The organism is Paenibacillus sp. FSL R7-0331 (genome assembly GCF_000758645.1).
Classification (GTDB): domain Bacteria; phylum Bacillota; class Bacilli; order Paenibacillales; family Paenibacillaceae; genus Paenibacillus_AQ; species Paenibacillus_AQ camerounensis.
Genome location: NZ_CP009284.1, coordinates 6268328 through 6289581, shown reverse-complemented (window position 1 = coordinate 6289581; position 21254 = coordinate 6268328). Strand labels below are relative to the sequence as shown.

Here is a 21254-nt window from a genome sequence, read left to right as displayed (position 1 = left end):
TTACCGGCATTCAAGCGAATCCGGGGACAACAGAAAGGATTGGGAACAGAAATGGCTTTGCAAATCTACAACACTATGACGCGTGCTAAAGAGGTCTTTGTGCCGCAGGAGCCGGGTAAGGTCAAAATGTACGTATGCGGACCTACGGTTTACGGTTATATGCATATCGGAAATGCCAGACCGGTTATTGTATTTGATATGGTCCGCAACTATCTGGAGGCACTCGGCAATGAAGTCCGTTATTTGACCAATTTCACCGATGTGGATGACAAAATGATCCGCAAAGCGGAAGAGATGAACATCACCGTAGCTGAGGTTGCGGACATGTTTATCGCTGCCTATCAGGAGGATCTGACCGGACTCGGCGTAAAGCCGGCAACGATGAATCCGCGCGTTACGGAGAGTATGGACAAGATTATTGAGTTCATCAAGGAGCTCGAAGAGAAAGGCTACGCCTATGAGAACGGCGGCGATGTATATTACCGTACCGGTAAGTTTGCTGATTACGGCAAGCTGTCCCGCCAGAACCTGGAGGAACTGCGCTTTGGTATCCGTGTCGAGGTAGATCCCCGCAAGGAAAACCAGGAGGATTTCGTGCTCTGGAAGGCAGCCAAGCCAGGTGAAGTGCATTGGGCCAGTCCGTGGGGAGAGGGACGGCCCGGCTGGCATATTGAATGCTCGGCAATGGTCCGTGAATATCTTGGCAAGACTATCGACATTCATGGCGGCGGAGAGGATTTGAAGTTTCCGCACCATGAATGCGAATGCGCGCAGACAGAAGCACTAACGGGCGAGCCGCTGTCGAATTATTGGATGCACAATGCATTCTTGAATATCGGTGACGAGAAAATGTCGAAATCTCTCGGGAACGGCTTGCTGGTGAAGGATATTCGTGCGCGCTTTAAGGCGGGGACTATCCGTTATTTCATGCTCTCCAGCCATTATCGCAATCAGCTTAATTTCACGGAGGAAGCGCTGCTGTCCGCCGAGAAGAGCGTGGAACGGATCACCCTTGCCGAAAGTAATGTGAAGCACCGTCTCGAACTGGCTCCTGAAGGGGCGGACGGAGAAGTGAGTGCAGCTGTTTCTGAGCGGCTGGCTGCTGTTATTGGCAGCTACCATGCCAGAATGCAGGATGACTTCAATACGCCGGATGCTATCACTGCTGTATTCGACTGGGTAAGCCTGGCGAACCAGACGCTGGCCAAGGAAGACGCGGCTCCTGCTGATTTTGCGGCGCTGCTGAAGACTTTTGATGAAATGAATGCTGTACTCGGCCTGACACCTGAGGTTGAAGCTGAGGCTGCAACGGAAGAAATTGAGCGCCTGATTGCTGAACGGGCAGAGGCCCGCAAGAACAAGAACTGGGGCCGTTCCGATGAGATCCGTGATGAGCTGAATAGTCTCGGTATCCTGCTGGAGGATACTCCGCAGGGCATGCGGTGGCGGCGCAAATGAGCGGCGGATTTAACTTAGACCAGGCCTGGTTTCCGTATGTACCATCGAAGCCGGCACGGCTGCTTTCGCCGATTGTGCTGGCTTATGCCGGTGATGCCATTTATGAAGTGGCGGTACGGCAGTATCTGATTTCATTGCCGAATCTGCGGCCGAATCATTTGCACCGGACTGCCACCGGCCTCGTATCTGCCAAGGCGCAGAGTACGATCCTTGCCTATCTGGAACCGCAGCTGACTGATGAAGAAAAGGATGTGGCCCGTCAGGGGCGTAATGCCAAGTCGGGAACCATTCCCAAGAATGCTGATGTCCTGGAATACCGCCATGCAACAGCATTTGAATGCCTGATCGGACATCTGTATTACACGGGGCAGCAGAAGAGAATTCAGGAGCTGGTCCACAGCAGTATCGAGTATATGATGAACCGGTCCAAGTGAGGCCGTGTACAGCTATAGAACAGGAGGCAACAACATGGAAGAACTTAGGACGGAAGAGGAAATACTGGCAGGCAAGCATTCGGTGCTTGAAGCGTTGCGTGCCGGCCGTACATTGAACAAAATCTGGATCGCCGAAACGGCACAGAAGCATTTAACCGCGCCGATTATCGCTGAAGCGCGCAAGGCTGGTATTGTAATCCAGCATGTAGACAAACGGAAGCTAGATCAGCTTGCACCGGGAGTACAGCATCAGGGGGTAGTGGCACAGGCGGCACCTTTTGCTTATACCGAAGTGTCAGATATTCTTGCTGCGGCTGAAGCTAAAGGGGAGCCTCCGTTTCTCATTCTGCTGGATGAAATTGAAGACCCTCATAATCTGGGCTCCATTCTGCGTACTGCAGACTGTACCGGAGTACACGGCGTAATTGTTCCAAAGCGCCGGTCTGCGCAGATTACTGCCACAGTCTCTAAAACCTCAGCAGGTGCAGTAGAGTATGTTCCGGTTGCACGGGTCACTAATCTCGGGCAGACTATAGACCGGCTCAAAGAGCTTGGCGTCTGGGTAGTGGGTACAGATGTTGCTACTGATCAGAATCTTTATGAATCAGACATTTTTACAGGGCCGGTAGCTGTCGTAATCGGCAATGAGAATAAAGGCATGGGCCGGCTGATCCGCGAAAAATGCGATGTGCTGCTCAAGCTCCCGATGGCCGGCAAGATCAACTCCCTGAATGCATCGGTTGCCGCCGGGGTTATTATGTATGAGGTGCTGCGCCGCCGGCATCAGCAGGGATAGCTATGGCTGACTGGCGCGATGTGCTGCTGGTGGATGGTTATAACATGATAGGCGGCTGGCCGGAACTTGCGGCTCTTTCGCTGACAGGCATGCAGGAAGCGCGTGACAGGCTCCTGGATATGCTGGCTGATTATCAGGCATTCACCGGACGGCGCGTTATCGCCGTGTTCGATGCTTACCGTGTCCCGGGACTCGGGAGGTCTTTTGTGCAGGGGAAGGTTCAGGTGGTCTTCACCAAAGAGAAGGAGACAGCGGACGAATGCATCGAGCGGCTGGTCGGCGAGTTCAGCCACCGGCGCCGGCAGATCTATGTGGCGACTAGCGATTATGTGGAGCAGCATGTCATTTTTGCCCAAGGGGCACTGCGCGTCTCCGCCCGGGAGCTGAAGGTCGAGATTGAAGAAAATCAAAAGCTTGTCAAAAAAGCGATAGAACCCGAACGAATCAGCTCCAGACGCCACTCGCTGGAAGATAAGCTTCCGCCGGATACGCGTAAACGCCTTGAGGACTGGCGCCGGCAGTGAATTGGCAGAGCATAAAAGCGTGGAAATTCCATAAATTGTTATAGGTGATTGTTTCTGGACAATATCTGGTTGACGTTGTAAGGTAACATAATATATACTGTTCCTATATTTTAGCGAAGTAACGATGTGTCTTGCGTTGCAGCCGGGGGGATTCTTGGTGAGTGTCGACCTCAAGGAAATAATGCTGTCCGAGTATGATTTCATAAGTGATGAAGAAATTGTCGAGATCTTCCGTGGTGGCGACAGTGGCGCATTGGAACACTTAATTAACAAGTACCGTAATTTCGTACGCGCTAAGGCCCGTTCCTATTTTTTAATCGGTGCTGACCGGGAAGATATTGTACAGGAAGGCATGATTGGCCTGTATAAGGCAATCCGTGACTTCAAAGGTGACAAGCTCTCTTCATTTAAGGCGTTTGCCGAGCTTTGCATCACCCGCCAGATTATAACCGCGATTAAGACGGCTACCCGCCAGAAGCATATCCCGCTCAACTCCTACGTTTCCTTGGACAAGCCCATCTATGATGAGGACTCAGACAGGACATTGATGGATGTGATCTGCGGTACCCAGGTGCTTGACCCGGAAGAGCTGATTATCAACCAGGAGGAATTCATCGGACTGGAAGATAAGATGGCGGAGATTCTCAGTGATCTTGAGCGTAAGGTGCTGATGCTCTACCTGGACGGACGATCCTATCAGGAGATTGCAGAGGACCTGAAGCGGCATGTGAAGTCTATTGACAACGCATTGCAGCGGGTCAAACGCAAGCTGGAAAGATATCTGGAAGTGCGTGACAATTAATGATATAATGTTAATGAAAGGCTCGGACATCGAGTCTTTTTTTAGTGTTTTGATAGCTTCTGTATCATCAATTGACGGAAATTTGGACGCTAACGGTTACAACAGGTTTACGTACAGTCGGAATGCTCCATAATGTATAGGGAATCACAGCGTTCAGCGTAAAAAAAGGCAGAACGAGGATAACATGCGGCGCACGACTACAAACCCGGATTTACCCAGCGCGATAGGGCAATTCTTTCGTTGACACAGACGTTGACATTATGCTAAAGTGTTTTAGGTAGGCCTAAATTCGCGGGTTTTTTTTAGGATCAATATTTGCGTCTTCTAATTTAACGGTTAGAAGTACGTCTTCGGGAGGTGCACATCATGCGGGTAATTATCACTTTGGCTTGTACAAGTTGCAAACAAAGAAACTATGCGACAACTAAAAACAAGCGAAATCACCCCGACCGCTTGGAGATGAAGAAATTTTGCAAGTTCTGTAACGAGCAAACTCCTCATCGCGAAACCAGATAGTCTTTGGAGGTGTAGTCGGCGTGAAACGTAGTTTCAAGTCTCTGTTTTCCTTTTTCACTGAGAGCTGGAGTGAACTCAAAAAAGTTCGCTGGCCTAGCCGTAAAGAGCTGAAAAACTATACAATGATCGTTCTCGGTACTATTGTAGTTGTCGCTGTTTACTTCTGGGTTCTGGACATCATTATTTCCGCTGCAATTGAAGCGATTATTTAGAGAGGTCCAAGGTGGCTTGGTATGGAAAAAAGATGGTATGTTGTTCATACCTATTCCGGGTATGAGAATAAGGTTAAGGCCAATTTGGAAAAACGCGTTGAGTCCATGGGCATGGAAGACAAAATATTCCGCGTTCTTGTTCCTATGGAAGAGGAATTGGTAAACAAAGACGGCAAGAAAAAAACCGTTATGCGTAAAGTTTACCCCGGTTATGTTTTGGTTGAAATGGTTCAGACTGATGATTCATGGTATGTTGTCCGCAATACGCCGGGCGTTACCGGATTTGTCGGTTCGACAGGTTCCGGATCCAAGCCTACCGCTTTGCTTCCGGAAGAGGTTGAACAAATTCTGAAGCATATGGGCATGGTTGAACCTAAAGCGAAGATTGATTTCGAAATTAAGGAATCCGTACGTATTATGGTTGGGCCTTTTGCGAATTTCGTGGGCTCCGTGGAAGAAATTTTGGCCGACAAGAGCAAGATTAAGGTGCATGTCAACATGTTTGGACGGGAAACCCCGCTGGAGTTGGATTTCACTCAAGTGGAGAAAATATAACAGTGTTAAGGGTTTCTTGTGGGAGAATGCGATAAGCATTCGAATACCACTATTTTTGCAAGGAGGTGTCACTCATGGCTAAAAAAGTAATTAAAATGGTGAAACTGCAGATTCCTGCAGGGAAAGCGAATCCAGCGCCTCCAGTAGGTCCGGCGTTAGGTCAAGCAGGTGTCAACATCATGGCATTCTGTAAGGAATTCAACGCTCGTACTGCTGACCAGGCTGGTCTGATCATCCCGGTTGAAATTACAGTGTTTGAAGACCGTTCCTTTACTTTCATCACTAAAACTCCTCCGGCTGCCGTTCTGCTTCGCATTGCTGCGAAAGTAGAAAAAGGATCCGGTGAACCAAACAAGAAAAAAGTAGCGAAACTCGGCCGCGCAGCGGTTCGTGAAATCGCCGAAACCAAAATGCCTGACCTTAACGCTGCATCTGTTGAAGCTGCAATGCGTATGGTTGAAGGTACTGCCCGTTCTATGGGTATCACAATCGAAGACTAATAGGTATTCGATGAACCGGTCATTTATGACCGCAATATGTGGGAGGAATTTCCGCTAACACCACAAAGGAGGAACATTTTCATGGCTAAACATGGTAAGAAATACCTGGAATCTGCTAAGCTGATCAACAGCGAAGCAACTTACGAGCCTTCAGAAGCTGTAGAGCTTGTGAAAAAGGCGGCAACTGCCAAATTCGACGAAACCGTTGAAGCAGCAGTTCGTCTGGGTGTAGACCCGCGTAAACAAGACCAAGCAGTTCGTGGTGTAGTTGTCCTGCCACACGGCACAGGCAAAACACAACGCGTGCTTGTATTTGCAAAAGGTGAAAAAGCGAAGGAAGCGGAAGCTGCCGGTGCCGATTATGTTGGTGATGCTGATATGATCAACAAAATCCAACAGGGCTGGTTTGAATTCGATGTCTGCGTAGCTACACCTGATATGATGAGCGAAGTCGGTAAACTGGGTCGTCTGCTCGGTGGTAAAGGCCTCATGCCTAACCCTAAAGCAGGTACAGTTACTTTCGACGTTACCAAGGCTGTGCAAGAAATCAAAGCCGGTAAAATCGAATACCGTCTCGATAAAGCAGGTCAAATTCACGCGCCAATCGGCAAAGTGTCTTTTGCTCCTGAACAACTGAACGAAAATCTTAAAGCTCTTATGGACGCTCTGAACCGTGCGAAACCAGCTGCTGCTAAAGGTGTATACCTTAAAGGCATCGCAATTTCGTCCACTATGGGACCTAGCGCTCGTGTAAATGCAGCTGCATTCAGATAATTAGGGGTTGACTCTTTGAGTTATCTTTGATAATCTATAACAGTTGTGAACTTTAAGGTGATCATTCTTGAACTTGAATATGCTTACCGTAGACAGTAGGTGCCGCAAGGCTTAATTCCCTACCGAGGTGTTGTGATAGAAATAAGAAGTGCCGGGCGCTGCCTGAGCCGCTTTCCTTTTATCAAGCCTTCGTGATTCTGCGGAGGCTTTTCTAATGCCTGCGTAGGAACGGCGGGGATTTTTCGGAAAAGACGCCGTCACATAAATTTTCAGGAGGTGTATACAATTGGCAAATGCAAAAGTAATCCAAGCTAAACAGGATGCGGTTGATGTTGTTACCGGCAAACTGCAGAACAATATCTCTACTGTTGTTGTGGACTACCGCGGATTGAACGTTGCCCAGGTAACTGAACTGCGTAAGCAGCTTCGTGAAGCTGGTGTTGATTTTCAAGTCCTGAAAAACACATTGCTTCGCCGCGCAACTGCTGCAGCTGAGCTGACTGATCTGGACGCTGTCCTGACTGGTCCTACAGCGATCGCATTCAGTGAAACTGATGCGGTAGTAGCAGCCAAAATTTTGAACGACTTCGCAAAGAAGAACGATGCTCTGAAACTGAAGGGCGGCGTTGTTGAAGGCAAAGTCATCGATGCGGATCAACTGAAAGCACTGGCAGAACTTCCTTCACGCGAAGGTTTGCTCTCCATGCTGCTTAGTGTGCTTCAAGCTCCAATGCGCAACTTCGCGCTTGCAGTTAAAGCTGTTGCAGAGAAAGAAGAACAAAGCGCGTAAGCCTTTGATTCTAGTCTCGTAATCAAGACCACAAACAAATTCTAATATAAAATGGAGGTTCAATCATGAGCAAAGAAACAATCTTAGAAGAAATTAAAGGCATGAGCGTACTGGAACTGAACGACCTGGTAAAAGCAATCGAAGAAGAATTCGGTGTAACTGCAGCAGCTCCAGTAGCAGCTGGCGGTGCAGTAGCAGCAGTAGAAGAAGAGCAATCCGAATTCGACGTAATCCTGACAAGCGCTGGCGCTTCCAAGATCAACGTTATCAAGATCGTTCGCGAAATCACAGGCCTGGGCTTGAAAGAAGCTAAAGACCTCGTAGACAACGCTCCTAAAGCAATCAAAGAAAAAGTAAGCAAAGAAGAAGCCGATGCTACCAAAGCAAAATTGGAAGAAGCAGGCGCTGGCGTAGAAGTGAAGTAATTCGCTTCCATAAAGCAATGCCCCGGGCGGGAGTAATTCTTCCCGGTTTATGCAACCCCCTTGAACTTGTTCAAGGGGGTTGCTGTATAAAGACATCTTTACGGAAATGGAAAGGGAGGATCTTATGTCGCAGCATTATTACTCTCAGCAGCCGGATGCACGTCATGACAGACGGACGATCGATACGGTGCTGAGGGGAAAAAACCTCCGATTTACCAGCGATGCCGGTGTTTTCTCGAAAGGAGATATCGACTACGGGAGTCGTGTTCTAATTGAAACAATGGAAATTGCGGACGGGGCGGCTGTGCTCGATGTAGGCTGCGGATATGGCCCTATTGGAATTAGCGCTGCGCTTCTATCTCCTAAAGGTCATGTCACAATGATTGATATCAACAGCCGCGCAGTGGAGCTTGCCCGTGAGAATGCCGTGAACAACGGCGTCAAGAACATTACAGTAAAAGAGAGTGATGTACTGTCCGCTGTGCAGGGGCAGAAGTTCGATGTGATTCTGACGAATCCTCCGATCCGGGCGGGTAAAGCTGTAGTGCATCAAATATTTGAACAAGCGTTTGAGCATTTGAATGAGAACGGGATACTTTGGGTTGTGATTCAAAAGAAACAAGGAGCACCTTCGGCGGCGGCTAAGCTGGAAAGCCTGTTCACGGTTGTGGAAGAAGCGGGGAAAGATAAGGGATACCGTATTATTAAAGCTCAGAAATCTGTTAATTAAATATTGACATGGGCTTTTGATAGTGGTATTATTATAAAATGTCAGTATTAACCTAGGCTCCATGTCTTTAGTTTGCTGAAATGTCAAGTAATATATTGTCGCCGGCAAGCGCAAGCCGTTAGGCAAGTTTGTGCGAATTCAGTTCTCTATGTTACTGTCACGGCGAAGGTCGCCGGGATAATAGGTAATAGCGCATAAACCGTTGCTTGGTGACGTATAATATGTACGTTTTGGGCAAATCTACTGGATGAGGAGTATTTTGGCCATGGATAGATGCGCTCTTTTTTCGAAGATTTCGATAAGGGCTTTTCTTTATTTATGGTCGAATCCTTATGTTATGGTTCCATTATACGGGTCCAAACAAGGGTTCGCAATCAATTTTTAAGTGAGTAGACATGAGGGGTGAGTAAAGTTGGCAGGACATCTTGTTCAGTATGGTCGACGCACTCGGCGGAGCTATGCGAGAATTAACGAGGTACTCGAGGTCCCGAACCTGATCGAGATCCAACAAAAATCTTATGATTGGTTTTTGGAGGAAGGATTGCGGGAAATGTTCCAGGACATCTCGCCGATCCAGGATTTCACGGGTAATTTGGTACTAGAGTTCATTGATTACAGCCTGGGTGAACCGAAGTATACGGTTGACGACGCTAAAGAGCGGGACGTAACATATGCGGCTCCTCTGCGGGTTAAGGTACGGCTCATTAATAAGGAGACCGGTGAGGTCAAAGAGCAGGAAGTGTTCATGGGAGATTTCCCGCTGATGACGGAGACCGGCACTTTTATTATCAATGGTGCGGAACGGGTTATTGTCAGCCAGTTGGTTCGCTCTCCAAGCGTCTATTTCAGCACAAAAGTGGATAAAAACGGCAAAAAAACCTACACCGCCACAGTGATTCCTAACCGAGGAGCCTGGCTGGAGCTTGAAACGGATGCTAAGGATATTATGTATGTCCGGATTGACCGTACACGCAAAATTCCGGTTACCGTGCTGCTGCGTGCTCTTGGTTTCGGTAGCGATGCCGAGATTCTGGAATTGCTTGGTAATGATGAATATATTCGCAATACGCTGGATAAAGACAATACGGATTCTACGGAAAAAGCGCTTATCGAAATTTATGAGCGGCTCCGTCCGGGCGAACCTCCGACACTTGACAATGCCAAGAGCCTTTTGGTCGCACGTTTCTTTGATCCGAAGCGCTATGATCTGGCCAATGTCGGCCGCTACAAAATCAACAAAAAACTGCACATCAAGAACCGCCTGTTTAATCAGCGTCTGGCTCAGCCGCTCGTTGATGAAGCTACGGGTGAGATTCTGGCGGAGTCCGGTCAAATGGTTGACCGCCGTCTGCTTGATGAGCTGATTCCTTATTTCGAGAAAAACGTTGCTGCCAAGAACTACCGTGTAACGGGCGGAGTTATGGACAGCTTGGATATTCCTCTGCAGACGATCGATGTGTTCTCGCCGATCGAAGAAGGACGGGTTATCAAGCTGATTGCCAACGGCAACATCGACAAATCGGTCAAGCATATTACCCAGGCTGATATTATTTCCTCGATCAGCTACTTTATTAATTTGCTGCACGGTATCGGCAACACGGATGATATCGACCACTTGGGTAACCGTCGTCTGCGCTCAGTGGGTGAGCTGCTGCAGAACCAGTTCCGTATCGGTTTATCCCGTATGGAACGCGTAGTGCGCGAGAGAATGTCGATTCAGGATGCCAATGCGATTACTCCGCAGGCTCTGATCAACATACGTCCCGTGATTGCGTCCATTAAAGAGTTCTTCGGAAGTTCGCAGCTGTCCCAGTTTATGGATCAGACGAACCCGCTTGCAGAACTTACGCACAAACGCCGTCTATCGGCACTCGGACCCGGCGGTCTGACCCGTGAGCGCGCAGGCTTTGAAGTCCGCGACGTTCATCACAGTCACTACGGCCGTATGTGTCCAATCGAAACACCGGAAGGTCCGAATATCGGTCTGATCAACTCCTTGTCCACCTTTGCCCGCATCAATGAGTATGGCTTCATTGAAGCACCGTACCGTTGGGTGGATCCTAAGACAGGCAAGGTTACCGAGCAGATTGACTATCTGACTGCCGATGAAGAAGATAACTATGTCGTAGCCCAGGCGAATGTACTGATTGATGAAGATGGTGCGTTCAAAGAAGATATGGTTATCGTCCGTTACAACAAAGACTCCGACAACATTACTACAATGCCTAGTAATCGCGTTGACTACATGGACGTTTCGCCAAAACAGGTTGTATCGGTCGCTACGGCGCTCATTCCGTTCCTGGAGAACGATGACTCCAACCGCGCACTGATGGGATCGAACATGCAGCGTCAGGCCGTTCCGCTTCTGATTCCGAAAGCACCGCTTGTCGGCACAGGGATGGAGCATAAATCCGCTAAAGATTCAGGCGTATGTATTGTTTCCAAGTATGACGGTATCATTGAACGCTCCTCTGCCAACGAAATTTGGCTGCGCCGCGTTGAGTCTGTTGACGGCAAGGAAGTTAAAGGCGATATCGTTAAATATAAATTACACAAATTTATGCGTTCGAACCAAGGTACCTGTATTAATCAGCGTCCTCTGGCTAAAAGAGGGGACATTGTTAAAAAAGGTGACATTCTGGCAGACGGTCCTTCCACTGAAATGGGCGAATTGGCTCTGGGCCGCAACGTAGTTGTTGCGTTCATGACATGGGAAGGCTACAACTATGAGGATGCCATTCTGCTGAGTGAAAAGCTGGTTAAGGAAGATGTATACACTTCGATCCACATCGAGGAATATGAATCCGAAGCCCGTGACACGAAGCTTGGACCTGAAGAGATTACCCGCGACATTCCTAACGTGGGTGAAGAGGCTCTGCGCAATCTTGACGAGCGCGGTATTATCCGCATCGGTGCCGAAATCAATGCTGGCGATATTCTTGTCGGTAAGGTTACTCCTAAGGGTGTAACGGAACTGACAGCTGAAGAACGCCTGCTGCATGCGATCTTTGGTGAGAAGGCCCGCGAAGTGCGTGACACCTCGCTGCGCGTTCCTCACGGCAGTGACGGTATCATTGTTGACGTTAAGGTCTTCACCCGTGAGAACGGCGATGAGCTGCCTCCGGGCGTTAATCAGCTGGTCCGCGTCTATATCGCCCAGAAACGTAAGATTTCTGAGGGTGACAAGATGGCGGGACGTCACGGTAACAAAGGTGTCGTTGCCCGTATCATGCCTGAAGAGGATATGCCTTTCCTTCCGGATGGTACACCTGTGCAGGTAGTTCTGAACCCACTGGGCGTACCTTCCCGTATGAACATCGGACAGGTGCTTGAGGTTCATATCGGTATGGCTGCATTGCAGCTGGGTATCCACATTGCTACTCCGGTATTCGACGGGGCGCGTGAGAACGACGTGTTCGACACTATGGAAGAAGCAGGCATGCAGCGTAACGGTAAGACAGTGCTGTATGACGGACGTACAGGCGAGCGCTTCGAGCGCGAGGTTACTGTCGGTGTCATGCACATGATCAAGCTGGCGCACATGGTTGATGATAAAATCCATGCCCGTTCCACAGGACCTTACTCCCTCGTTACGCAGCAGCCGCTCGGCGGTAAAGCTCAGTTCGGCGGACAGCGGTTCGGGGAAATGGAAGTATGGGCGCTTGAGGCGTACGGTGCCGCATATACGCTGCAAGAGATCTTAACCGTGAAGTCCGATGACGTGGTCGGTCGTGTGAAAACATACGAATCGATCGTCAAAGGCGAAAATGTTCCAGAACCGGGTGTTCCGGAATCGTTCAAGGTACTCATCAAGGAGCTGCAGTCGCTTGGTATGGACGTCAAAATCCTCAGCGGCGACGAGCAGGAGATCGAGATGAAGGAACTGGACGATGAAGACGAGACGTCAGGCGACAAGCTGAGCCTTAATTTAGAGGGTGCAGAAGTCGGTGCCGATTAATCCATAGTCGAGATATAAATTGTATTTAAAAGGACCGTGCCCTCTTTTGATGTAACCGTCAAGGGAGGGCCTCCGGTACTAATTCAGGATATAGGTTAAGGAGGGTTGCTCCTTGTTGGACGTTAACAATTTTGAATTTATGAAAATCGGGCTTGCTTCTCCGGAAAAAATTCGTTCTTGGTCCCGCGGAGAAGTAAAAAAACCGGAAACCATTAACTACCGCACGTTAAAACCGGAAAAAGAAGGCTTGTTCTGCGAGCGTATTTTTGGACCGCAAAAGGACTGGGAATGTCACTGTGGTAAATACAAACGCGTCCGTTATAAGGGCGTTGTCTGCGACCGCTGCGGCGTGGAAGTTACCCGCGCTAAAGTGCGCCGCGAACGTATGGGCCATATCGAGCTGGCAGCTCCGGTATCTCATATCTGGTATTTCAAAGGCATTCCAAGCCGTATGGGTCTTGCTCTGGATATGTCCCCAAGATCGCTTGAAGAGATCATCTATTTCGCATCCTATGTTGTAACAGATCCAGGCGAAACACCGCTGGAGAAGAAGCAGCTCCTGTCCGAAAAAGAATACCGCAGCTATCGTGAAAAATACGGCTACGGATTCCAGGCAGGTATGGGTGCTGAAGCAGTCAAAAAACTGCTCCAGGATATCGATATCGAGAAGGAATTGGAATTCCTCAAGGAAGAACTGCGCACGGCTCAAGGCCAGCGCCGTAACCGGGCAATCAAACGCCTTGAAGTTATTGAAGCCTTCCGTAACTCCGGCAACAAACCTGACTGGATGATCATGGATGTACTCCCGGTAATTCCGCCGGAGCTTCGTCCGATGGTTCAGCTGGATGGCGGCCGTTTTGCTACGTCTGACCTTAATGACCTGTACCGCCGTGTAATCAACCGTAATAACCGTCTTAAGAGACTGCTGGATCTGGGTGCTCCTGACATCATCGTGCAGAACGAAAAACGTATGCTTCAGGAAGCTGTCGATGCTCTGATCGACAACGGCCGCCGCGGCCGTCCTGTAACAGGTCCTGGTAACCGTCCGCTCAAATCCCTCAGCCATATGCTGAAAGGTAAACAGGGACGTTTCCGTCAGAACTTGCTCGGTAAACGTGTTGACTACTCCGGACGTTCCGTTATCGTTGTAGGACCATATCTGAAGATGTACCAATGCGGTCTTCCTAAGAAAATGGCTCTCGAACTTTTCAAGCCGTTTGTTATGAAAGAGCTGGTTAATAAAGGTCTTGCCCACAACATTAAGAGTGCTAAGCGCAAGGTTGAACGCGTAAGCCCTGAAGTATGGGATGTCCTTGAAGAAGTAATCAGAGAGCATCCGGTTCTGCTGAACCGTGCCCCTACGCTGCATAGACTCGGTATCCAGGCTTTTGAACCGATTCTGGTAGAAGGTCATGCGATCCGTCTTCACCCGCTCGTATGTACGGCTTACAACGCCGACTTTGACGGTGACCAGATGGCGGTGCACGTTCCTCTGTCAGCTGAAGCCCAGGCGGAAGCGCGTCTCCTGATGCTTGCATCCGGTAATATCCTTAACCCTAAGGATGGTAAGCCGGTTGTTACTCCTTCCCAGGATATGGTCTTAGGTACATTTTACCTGACTATGGACAACAAGGAAGAAAAAGGCACAGGTATGATCCTGCGTAATGTGAATGAGGCCGTATCAGCTTATCAGCGCGGAACTGCAGGTCTGCATGCACGTGTGGCTATTCCTGTTAAAGCACTGGGTAAAACCAACTTTACAGAAGAACAGCAGAATGCAATGCTGATTACAACAATCGGTAAAATTATCTTCAATGAAATTTATCCGAGCAGTTTCCCATATATCAACGAAGCAACCAAAGCAAACCTGCTGCAAGGAACACCTGAGAAATACTTCATCTACGAAAAAGGCGCCGATATCCGTGAACGCATCATGAGTGCTGAGGATGCAAGTGCTGTAGGTAAGGAATATCTCGGTCTGATTATTGCACGCTGCTTCGAGACCTACCACACAACCAAAACATCCATGATTCTGGATAAAATCAAACAGCTCGGATTCACGTATTCCACACGTTCCGGTGTAACAGTTGCCGTATCAGACGTTGTAGTACCTGAAGAAAAGACTAAGATTCTTGAAGAATCGGATGCTAAGGTTAATGTGGTTGCCAACCAGTACCGCCGTGGTCTGATCACCAATGACGAGCGTTATGACCGTGTTATTGAAATCTGGTCGAAGACTAAGGATGAACTTACGAACATCCTGCTGAAGTCGATGGACCGTTTCAACTCGATCATGCTCATGGTTGATTCCAAGGCGCGCGGTAACAAATCGCAGATCACCCAGCTGGGCGGTATGCGCGGACTGATGGCGACACCATCCGGCCGTATCTTTGAATTACCGATTAAAGCGAACTTCCGTGAAGGTCTGACCGTCCTCGAGTACTTTATCTCGACGCACGGAGCGCGTAAAGGTCTTGCCGATACAGCGCTGCGTACAGCGGATTCCGGTTACCTGACCCGCCGTCTCGTAGACGTGGCCCAAGACGTAATCGTACGTGAAGAAGATTGCGGTACTGATAAAGGCTTTACAGTAAGCCGTATCCAGGATGGTAAGGAAGTTATTGAGGATCTGTACGACCGTATTGAAGGCCGCTACTCTTTCGAAACTGTCCGTCATCCGGAGACTAAGGAAATCATCGTTCACCGTAACGATCTGATTGACTCTGATAAGGCTGAAGAAATCGTAAATGCTGGTGTAACTAAGCTGCAGATCCGCTCTGTACTGAGCTGCCGTGCCCGTCACGGTGTCTGCAAAAAATGCTACGGACGTAACCTGGCAACAGGTAAATTCGTGGAAATCGGTGAAGCTGTCGGCATTATTGCCGCTCAATCCATCGGTGAGCCGGGAACCCAGCTTACCATGCGTACCTTCCATACCGGGGGTGTTGCCGGTGATGACATCACGCAAGGTTTGCCGCGTATCCAGGAGTTGTTCGAGGCCCGTAACCCTAAGGGTCAGGCTACAATCAGTGAGATTGACGGGGTAATTAAGGAAATCCGCGAAACGAAGGACCGCCGTGAAATCGAGGTTCAAGGTGAAGCAGAATCCAAGACGTACTCCATCACTTACGGTTCGCGTCTGCGTGTCAGTGAAGGCCAGGAGATTGAAGCCGGGGATGAGCTGACAGACGGTTCTATTGACCCTAAAGAAATGCTGCGCATTAAGGGTATCCGCGGGGTGCAGAATTACATTCTGCAGGAAGTACAGCGCGTATACCGTAACCAGGGCGTAGAAATTAACGATAAGCACATTGAAGTTATGATTAAGCAGATGCTGCGCAAAATCCGTATTATCGACGCCGGAGAGACTACTCTTCTTCCGGGTGCCTTTGCGGATATTCAGGAATTTGAAGCAGCCAACAAGGAAGCTATCCTTTCCGGTAAGGAGCCGGCAGTTGCCAAACCAGTACTGCTCGGTATTACCAAGGCTTCCCTGGAGACGGATTCCTTCCTGTCTGCAGCATCCTTCCAAGAAACTACCCGCGTCCTGACCGATGCAGCAATTAAGGGTAAAGTGGATAAACTTCTTGGACTGAAAGAAAATGTTATCATCGGTAAGCTGATTCCTGCGGGAACTGGTATGAACCGCTACCGTAATGTGAAGCTGAGTGATCCGAATGCAGAGAGTGAGCAAGAGGCTCTAGAAACGGTTCCAGCCGAGTAATGTAATAATCACGGCATGCAGATTCCGCGCGCGGAGCGTAATGCTCCGCAGCGCGGCTGACTGCTGTGGATTTTTATAAATTTATTGCTGAATTGCTTGACTTCATCTTCTGATAATGCTAATATGTCTAAGGTGCGTGAGTGGCCTTGTTATTCTTGTTCATTGGAGGTAATGGATATTATGACTGATGACAGAGGATTACAGGATGCTCAGGTCAAGATCGGTACCAAGCAAACCGTTAAGGCGGTGGAATTGGGCCAGGCCGCAGAAGTCTATGTGGCAGAGGACGGAGATCAACGGATTACTTCCAGAATTGTTATGCTTTGCAACAAACAAGGTGTGAAGATCACTTATGTAGATACAATGCTGAATTTGGGCAAGGCCTGTGGTATCGAAGTTGGTGCTGCTATGGCAGCCGTCTTAAAACAATAGCACGAAAGATGTTTTTGTACCGGGGTGTACTTCGGCAGCAAAGACTTTTCATTTGTCTTTTTATGAACCGCCTGGGTCTGTGGACTTAAAGTTCGTAAATGGATTACTATTTCAGGAAGGGGGTGGCACAACAAATGCCAACTATTAATCAACTGGTTCGTAAGGGCCGTCAAGCCAAAATCGAGAAATCGAAGTCTCCCGCTCTTCAAAAAGGGTTTAACGCCCTCAAGCGTGAGAGTACAAATTTGAGCGCTCCGCAAAAACGCGGTGTCTGCACTCGTGTAGGTACTATGACACCACGTAAACCAAACTCCGCACTTCGTAAGTATGCCCGTGTTCGTTTGACGAACCGTCTTGAGGTGACTGCTTACATTCCGGGTATCGGACACAACCTTCAGGAGCACAGCGTAGTATTGCTGCGCGGAGGTAAAGTTAAGGACCTTGCGGGAGTTCGTTATCACATCGTTCGCGGCGCTCTGGATACAGCAGGCGTAGCTAACCGTATGCAGGCTCGCTCTAAGTATGGTGCGAAACGTCCTAAGGTTAAGAAATAAGATTACAATACTTGAATAATAAACATTTAAGAAAGGGGGATATCCATGCCACGCAAAGGTCCAGTTACTAAGAGAGATGTATTGCCAGATCCATTGTATAATAGCAAGTTGGTTACTCGTTTGATCAACCGCATTATGCTGGGTGGTAAAAGAGGTGTCGCTCAAAGCATTCTGTACAATTCGTTTAAATTGATCCAAGAACGTACTGGTAAAGAACCGATGGAAGTTTTCGAAGCTGCCATTAAGAATATCATGCCAGTATTGGAAGTTAAGGCTCGCCGTGTCGGCGGTGCTAACTACCAAGTACCTATCGAGGTTAAACCTGAGAGACGTACTGCTCTGGGATTACGTTGGCTCGTGAACTACTCACGCAACCGCGGTGAGAAGACTATGGAAGAGCGTTTGGCGGCTGAGATCATCGACGCTTCCAACAACACAGGCGCTTCTGTTAAGAAACGCGAAGATACACACAAGATGGCTGAAGCGAACAAAGCGTTTGCTCACTACCGCTGGTAGGATCATAGCTGTTAAAATAACTCAGATTTTGAAGGGAGACCCATTTCATGGCAAGAGAGTTCTCCTTAAAAAATACACGTAATATTGGGATCATGGCACATATTGATGCTGGTAAAACCACTACCACAGAGCGGATTCTTTTCTACACAGGCCGTACGCACAAAATCGGTGAAGTTCACGAGGGTGCAGCTACAATGGACTGGATGGAACAAGAACAAGAGCGCGGAATCACCATTACATCCGCTGCTACAACTGCTGCGTGGAAGGGTCACCGTATCAATATCATTGATACTCCAGGACACGTTGACTTCACTGTTGAAGTTGAACGTTCCCTTCGTGTATTGGATGGAGCAGTTGGTGTTTTCAGTGCGAAAGAAGGCGTTGAGCCTCAGTCTGAAACTGTATGGAGACAGGCTGACCGGTACGGCGTACCTCGTATCGCATATGTAAACAAAATGGATATCATTGGTGCGGACTTCCTTAACGTTGTTGAGAGCATGCGTGACCGCCTGCAAGCCAATGCAGTTGCAATTCAATTGCCAATTGGCGCTGAGAACGACTTCACAGGTATTATTGACCTGGTTGAGCAAAAAGCTCACATCTTTAAAGATGATCTGGGTCAAAACATCGAAGTAACGGAAATTCCGGCTGATTATCTGGAACAAGTTGAGACTCTGCGTCTCGAGCTGATCGAGAAAGTAGCAGAACTTGACGAAGACCTGACTATGAAGTACCTGGAAGGTGAAGAAATTACAGTTGATGAGATCAAGGCTGCTCTGCGCAAAGGCGTAGTAGAAGTTAAGATCTTCCCTGTAATCGTTGGATCCTCCTACCGCAATAAGGGCGTTCAGCTGATGATGGACGCTGTCGTTGATTACTTGCCATCCCCAGTAGATGTACCTGCTATTCAAGGTCATCTGGATGACGGAACTGAAGCAATTCGTCACTCTTCGGACGAAGAGCCTTTCTCAGCACTGGCATTTAAAATCATGACAGATCCTTATGTTGGTAAACTTACGTTCTTCCGTGTATACTCCGGTATTCTGGAATCTGGTTCTTACGTAGTTAACGCTACTAAGGGCAAACGTGAGCGTATCGGCCGTATTCTGCAGATGCATGCTAACAGCCGTCAAGAAATCTCCATCGTTTACGCTGGTGATATCGCAGCAGCTGTTGGTCTGAAGGACACAAGTACTGGCGATACTCTTTGCGATGAGAAACACCCGGTAATCCTGGAATCAATGAACTTCCCTGATCCGGTTATCGAAATCGCAGTTGAACCAAAAACCAAAGCCGACCAAGATAAGCTGGGCGTTGCTCTCGGTAAGCTGACTGAAGAGGATCCAACTCTTCGTGCGCATACTGATGAAGAAACTGGCCAAACCATCCTGGCAGGTATGGGTGAGCTTCACCTTGATATTATCATCGACCGTATGCGCCGCGAATTCAAAGTAGAAACCAACGTGGGTAAACCACAGGTTGCTTACCGCGAAACATTCAAAGCACCAGCACGTGTTGAAGGTAAATTCGTTCGCCAATCCGGCGGTCGCGGTCAGTATGGTCACGTATGGGTTGAATTTGAACCTCTCGAGCCGGGTACTGGCAGCAAATTCGAAAGTAAAGTTGTCGGTGGTTCTGTACCAAGAGAATACATCGCTCCTGCACTTGCCGGTATTGAAGAGCAAATGAAAAACGGCGTTATTGCAGGCTTCCCGCTTGTAGACGTTAAGGCAACCATCGTTGATGGTTCATACCATGATGTTGACTCCAACGAAATGGCATTCAAAATTGCCGGATCGATGGCGCTCAAAGCGGCTAAAGAAAAGTGTAAGCCTGCTCTTCTTGAACCAATCATGAAAGTGGAAGTAACTGTTCCTGAGGAATACATGGGCGATGTTATGGGTATGCTGAACTCCCGTCGCGGCAGAATCGAAGGTATGGATTCCCGTGGTGGTGCGCAGATTATCCGTGCTAAGGTGCCTTTGTCCGAAATGTTCGGATACTCCACAACTCTCCGTTCCGGTACTCAAGGACGTGGCGTATTCTCAATGGAGCTTTCTCACTATGAGGAAGTACCTAAATCCATTGCTGAAGAAATCATTTCCAAGAACAAGGGTGGAGAATAATCACCATTTTTAACTTGCCGTCCGGATATTACACTTAAGTCATCTAAGAATTGCATATAGGCGGGCGGCTCAAATATAAGGAACCCACATTAAAGGAGGAACTGTTCAAATGGCAAAGGCAAAGTTTGAACGTAACAAACCACACGTTAACATCGGTACTATCGGTCACGTCGACCATGGTAAAACGACTCTGACTGCTGCAATCACTACTGTATTGTCCAAAAAATACGGCGGTGCAGCTGTAGCTTTCGACCAAATCGATAAAGCTCCAGAAGAGCGCGAACGTGGTATCACTATCTCCACAGCTCACGTTGAATATGAAACTCCTAACCGTCACTACGCACACGTAGACTGCCCTGGACACGCCGACTATGTTAAAAACATGATCACTGGCGCAGCGCAGATGGACGGAGCGATCCTGGTTGTATCCGCAGCTGACGGCCCAATGCCACAGACTCGCGAGCACATCCTGCTCTCCCGTCAGGTAGGCGTTCCTTACATCGTTGTATTCCTGAACAAATGCGACATGGTTGAAGACGAAGAGTTGTTGGAACTGGTTGAAATGGAAGTTCGCGATCTGCTGAGCGAATACGACTTCCCAGGCGATGACACTCCAATCGTTCGTGGTTCCGCTCGTGAAGCGCTGCAGAACCCAGACGGCGAATGGGCTGCTAAGATTGTCGAAATGTTCGAAACTATCGACACTTATATCCCACTGCCTGAGCGTCAGACTGACAAGCCTTTCTTGATGCCAGTCGAAGATGTATTCTCCATCACTGGCCGCGGTACCGTGGCAACTGGCCGTGTAGAACGCGGAACAGTTAAAGTCGGAGAAGAAATCGAAATCGTTGGTATTCACGAAGAAACTAAGAAATCCGTAGTTACGGGCGTTGAAATGTTCCGTAAATTGCTGGATTCCGCTCAAGCTGGCGACAACATCGGCGCATTGCTGCGTGGTGTTGACCGTAACAACATCGAGCGCGGTCAAGTATTGGCTAAGCCAAACTCCGTTAAGCCACACACTGAGTTCAGTGCTCAGATCTACGTTCTGACTAAAGAAGAAGGCGGACGTCACAAACCATTTTTCACTGGTTACCGTCCACAGTTCTACTTCCGTACAACTGACGTAACTGGCATCATCAACCTGCCAGAAGGTACTGAAATGGTTATGCCTGGTGATAACATCACTGTAACCGTACAACTGATCTCCCCAATCGCGATTGAAGAAGGTACTAAATTCTCCATTCGTGAAGGCGGACGTACAGTTGGTGCAGGTTCCGTAGCATCCATCCAAAAATAATATCGCTCTATCCATTTGGATAGAACGTATATAAGAGCAGGAGTTCTTCTTCGGAAGAGCTCCTGTTTTTTTTATATTACAAATAAAGCTCTACCCAGAGAAAATTCTTCAGTGGGTAGAGCTAATGT

General features: G+C 48.6%; 20 protein-coding genes and 1 other annotated feature. All 20 genes read left to right on the top strand.

Annotated features, from left to right (window positions below):
• The first annotated feature begins 51 nt into the window (after nt 1-51).
• The 20 genes from cysS (at nt 52) to tuf (ending at nt 21126) form a co-directional block, all read left to right on the top strand.
• On the top strand, nt 52-1458 hold the full coding sequence (gene cysS / locus R70331_RS27540; protein ID WP_042181103.1) for a cysteine--tRNA ligase: 1407 nt from the start codon (nt 52-54) through the stop codon (nt 1456-1458).
• Nucleotides 1455-1892, top strand: a complete 438-nt coding sequence (locus tag R70331_RS27535; RefSeq protein ID WP_042181101.1) for a Mini-ribonuclease 3 — start codon at nt 1455-1457, stop codon at nt 1890-1892. The genes cysS and R70331_RS27535 overlap by 4 nt, the downstream gene beginning before the upstream one ends.
• A 34-nt stretch (nt 1893-1926) precedes the next feature.
• Entirely contained in the window at nt 1927-2688 is a 762-nt protein-coding gene (gene rlmB, locus R70331_RS27530; protein ID WP_042181099.1) for a 23S rRNA (guanosine(2251)-2'-O)-methyltransferase RlmB, read from the top strand.
• 2 nt (nt 2689-2690) lie between these two features.
• A complete protein-coding gene (locus tag R70331_RS27525) occupies nt 2691-3212 on the top strand; it encodes an NYN domain-containing protein (protein WP_042181097.1) in 522 nt (173 codons plus the stop codon).
• A gap of 157 nt (nt 3213-3369) precedes the next feature.
• Nucleotides 3370-4014 carry an RNA polymerase sporulation sigma factor SigH gene (gene sigH, locus R70331_RS27520; RefSeq protein ID WP_019908203.1) on the top strand — a complete coding sequence of 215 codons (645 nt, stop codon included), beginning with the start codon at nt 3370-3372 and terminating at the stop codon, nt 4012-4014.
• Nucleotides 4015-4380: 366 nt separating this feature from the next.
• Nucleotides 4381-4530, top strand: coding sequence for a 50S ribosomal protein L33 (gene rpmG / locus R70331_RS31325; RefSeq protein ID WP_074086515.1), 150 nt, complete (start codon nt 4381-4383; stop codon nt 4528-4530).
• A gap of 20 nt (nt 4531-4550) precedes the next feature.
• Nucleotides 4551-4742, top strand: a complete 192-nt coding sequence (gene secE / locus R70331_RS27515; RefSeq protein WP_039877418.1) for a preprotein translocase subunit SecE — start codon at nt 4551-4553, stop codon at nt 4740-4742.
• Between the two features lie 21 nt (nt 4743-4763).
• Nucleotides 4764-5297 carry a transcription termination/antitermination protein NusG gene (nusG, locus tag R70331_RS27510; protein WP_020427084.1) on the top strand — a complete coding sequence of 178 codons (534 nt, stop codon included), beginning with the start codon at nt 4764-4766 and terminating at the stop codon, nt 5295-5297.
• A gap of 74 nt (nt 5298-5371) precedes the next feature.
• The gene (gene rplK / locus R70331_RS27505) at nt 5372-5797 is read left to right on the top strand and encodes a 50S ribosomal protein L11 (RefSeq protein ID WP_019908208.1); all 426 of its coding nucleotides are present in this window, start codon (nt 5372-5374) and stop codon (nt 5795-5797) included.
• A gap of 81 nt (nt 5798-5878) precedes the next feature.
• Nucleotides 5879-6571 (top strand): 50S ribosomal protein L1, encoded by a 693-nt coding sequence (gene rplA, locus R70331_RS27500; RefSeq protein WP_042181094.1) that lies wholly within the window; start codon nt 5879-5881, stop codon nt 6569-6571.
• 68 nt (nt 6572-6639) lie between these two features.
• Nucleotides 6640-6793 (top strand) — a sequence feature (ribosomal protein L10 leader region).
• A 64-nt stretch (nt 6794-6857) separates the two neighbouring features.
• Nucleotides 6858-7361 carry a 50S ribosomal protein L10 gene (gene rplJ / locus R70331_RS27495; RefSeq protein WP_042181092.1) on the top strand — a complete coding sequence of 168 codons (504 nt, stop codon included), beginning with the start codon at nt 6858-6860 and terminating at the stop codon, nt 7359-7361.
• A 65-nt stretch (nt 7362-7426) separates the two neighbouring features.
• Entirely contained in the window at nt 7427-7786 is a 360-nt protein-coding gene (rplL, locus tag R70331_RS27490; RefSeq protein WP_042181090.1) for a 50S ribosomal protein L7/L12, read from the top strand.
• 124 nt (nt 7787-7910) lie between these two features.
• Nucleotides 7911-8516 carry a class I SAM-dependent methyltransferase gene (locus tag R70331_RS27485; protein WP_042183332.1) on the top strand — a complete coding sequence of 202 codons (606 nt, stop codon included), beginning with the start codon at nt 7911-7913 and terminating at the stop codon, nt 8514-8516.
• Nucleotides 8517-8928: 412 nt separating this feature from the next.
• Entirely contained in the window at nt 8929-12474 is a 3546-nt protein-coding gene (gene rpoB / locus R70331_RS27480; RefSeq protein ID WP_042181089.1) for a DNA-directed RNA polymerase subunit beta, read from the top strand.
• A gap of 112 nt (nt 12475-12586) precedes the next feature.
• Complete coding sequence (gene rpoC, locus R70331_RS27475) at nt 12587-16198, top strand: DNA-directed RNA polymerase subunit beta' (protein ID WP_042181087.1); 3612 nt, start codon at nt 12587-12589, stop codon at nt 16196-16198.
• A gap of 180 nt (nt 16199-16378) precedes the next feature.
• Entirely contained in the window at nt 16379-16630 is a 252-nt protein-coding gene (locus tag R70331_RS27470; RefSeq protein ID WP_042181085.1) for a ribosomal L7Ae/L30e/S12e/Gadd45 family protein, read from the top strand.
• Nucleotides 16631-16764: 134 nt separating this feature from the next.
• Nucleotides 16765-17184, top strand: a complete 420-nt coding sequence (rpsL, locus tag R70331_RS27465) for a 30S ribosomal protein S12 (protein WP_039877409.1) — start codon at nt 16765-16767, stop codon at nt 17182-17184.
• 45 nt (nt 17185-17229) lie between these two features.
• Complete coding sequence (gene rpsG, locus R70331_RS27460; RefSeq protein ID WP_020427074.1) at nt 17230-17700, top strand: 30S ribosomal protein S7; 471 nt, start codon at nt 17230-17232, stop codon at nt 17698-17700.
• 47 nt (nt 17701-17747) lie between these two features.
• Entirely contained in the window at nt 17748-19826 is a 2079-nt protein-coding gene (fusA, locus tag R70331_RS27455; RefSeq protein WP_042181083.1) for an elongation factor G, read from the top strand.
• A gap of 109 nt (nt 19827-19935) precedes the next feature.
• Nucleotides 19936-21126 (top strand): elongation factor Tu, encoded by a 1191-nt coding sequence (gene tuf / locus R70331_RS27450; protein ID WP_042181081.1) that lies wholly within the window; start codon nt 19936-19938, stop codon nt 21124-21126.
• Nucleotides 21127-21254 lie beyond the last annotated feature (128 nt).

Coding starts and splice junctions, on each gene's coding strand:
- cysS (WP_042181103.1), top strand. CDS start 52: ATGGCTTTGCAAATCTACAACACTATGACGCGTGCTAAAGAGGTCTTT.
- R70331_RS27535 (WP_042181101.1), top strand. CDS start 1,455: ATGAGCGGCGGATTTAACTTAGACCAGGCCTGGTTTCCGTATGTACCA.
- rlmB (WP_042181099.1), top strand. CDS start 1,927: ATGGAAGAACTTAGGACGGAAGAGGAAATACTGGCAGGCAAGCATTCG.
- R70331_RS27525 (WP_042181097.1), top strand. CDS start 2,691: ATGGCTGACTGGCGCGATGTGCTGCTGGTGGATGGTTATAACATGATA.
- rpmG (WP_074086515.1), top strand. CDS start 4,381: ATGCGGGTAATTATCACTTTGGCTTGTACAAGTTGCAAACAAAGAAAC.
- nusG (WP_020427084.1), top strand. CDS start 4,764: ATGGAAAAAAGATGGTATGTTGTTCATACCTATTCCGGGTATGAGAAT.
- rplK (WP_019908208.1), top strand. CDS start 5,372: ATGGCTAAAAAAGTAATTAAAATGGTGAAACTGCAGATTCCTGCAGGG.
- rplA (WP_042181094.1), top strand. CDS start 5,879: ATGGCTAAACATGGTAAGAAATACCTGGAATCTGCTAAGCTGATCAAC.
- rplL (WP_042181090.1), top strand. CDS start 7,427: ATGAGCAAAGAAACAATCTTAGAAGAAATTAAAGGCATGAGCGTACTG.
- R70331_RS27485 (WP_042183332.1), top strand. CDS start 7,911: ATGTCGCAGCATTATTACTCTCAGCAGCCGGATGCACGTCATGACAGA.
- R70331_RS27470 (WP_042181085.1), top strand. CDS start 16,379: ATGACTGATGACAGAGGATTACAGGATGCTCAGGTCAAGATCGGTACC.
- rpsL (WP_039877409.1), top strand. CDS start 16,765: ATGCCAACTATTAATCAACTGGTTCGTAAGGGCCGTCAAGCCAAAATC.
- rpsG (WP_020427074.1), top strand. CDS start 17,230: ATGCCACGCAAAGGTCCAGTTACTAAGAGAGATGTATTGCCAGATCCA.
- fusA (WP_042181083.1), top strand. CDS start 17,748: ATGGCAAGAGAGTTCTCCTTAAAAAATACACGTAATATTGGGATCATG.
- tuf (WP_042181081.1), top strand. CDS start 19,936: ATGGCAAAGGCAAAGTTTGAACGTAACAAACCACACGTTAACATCGGT.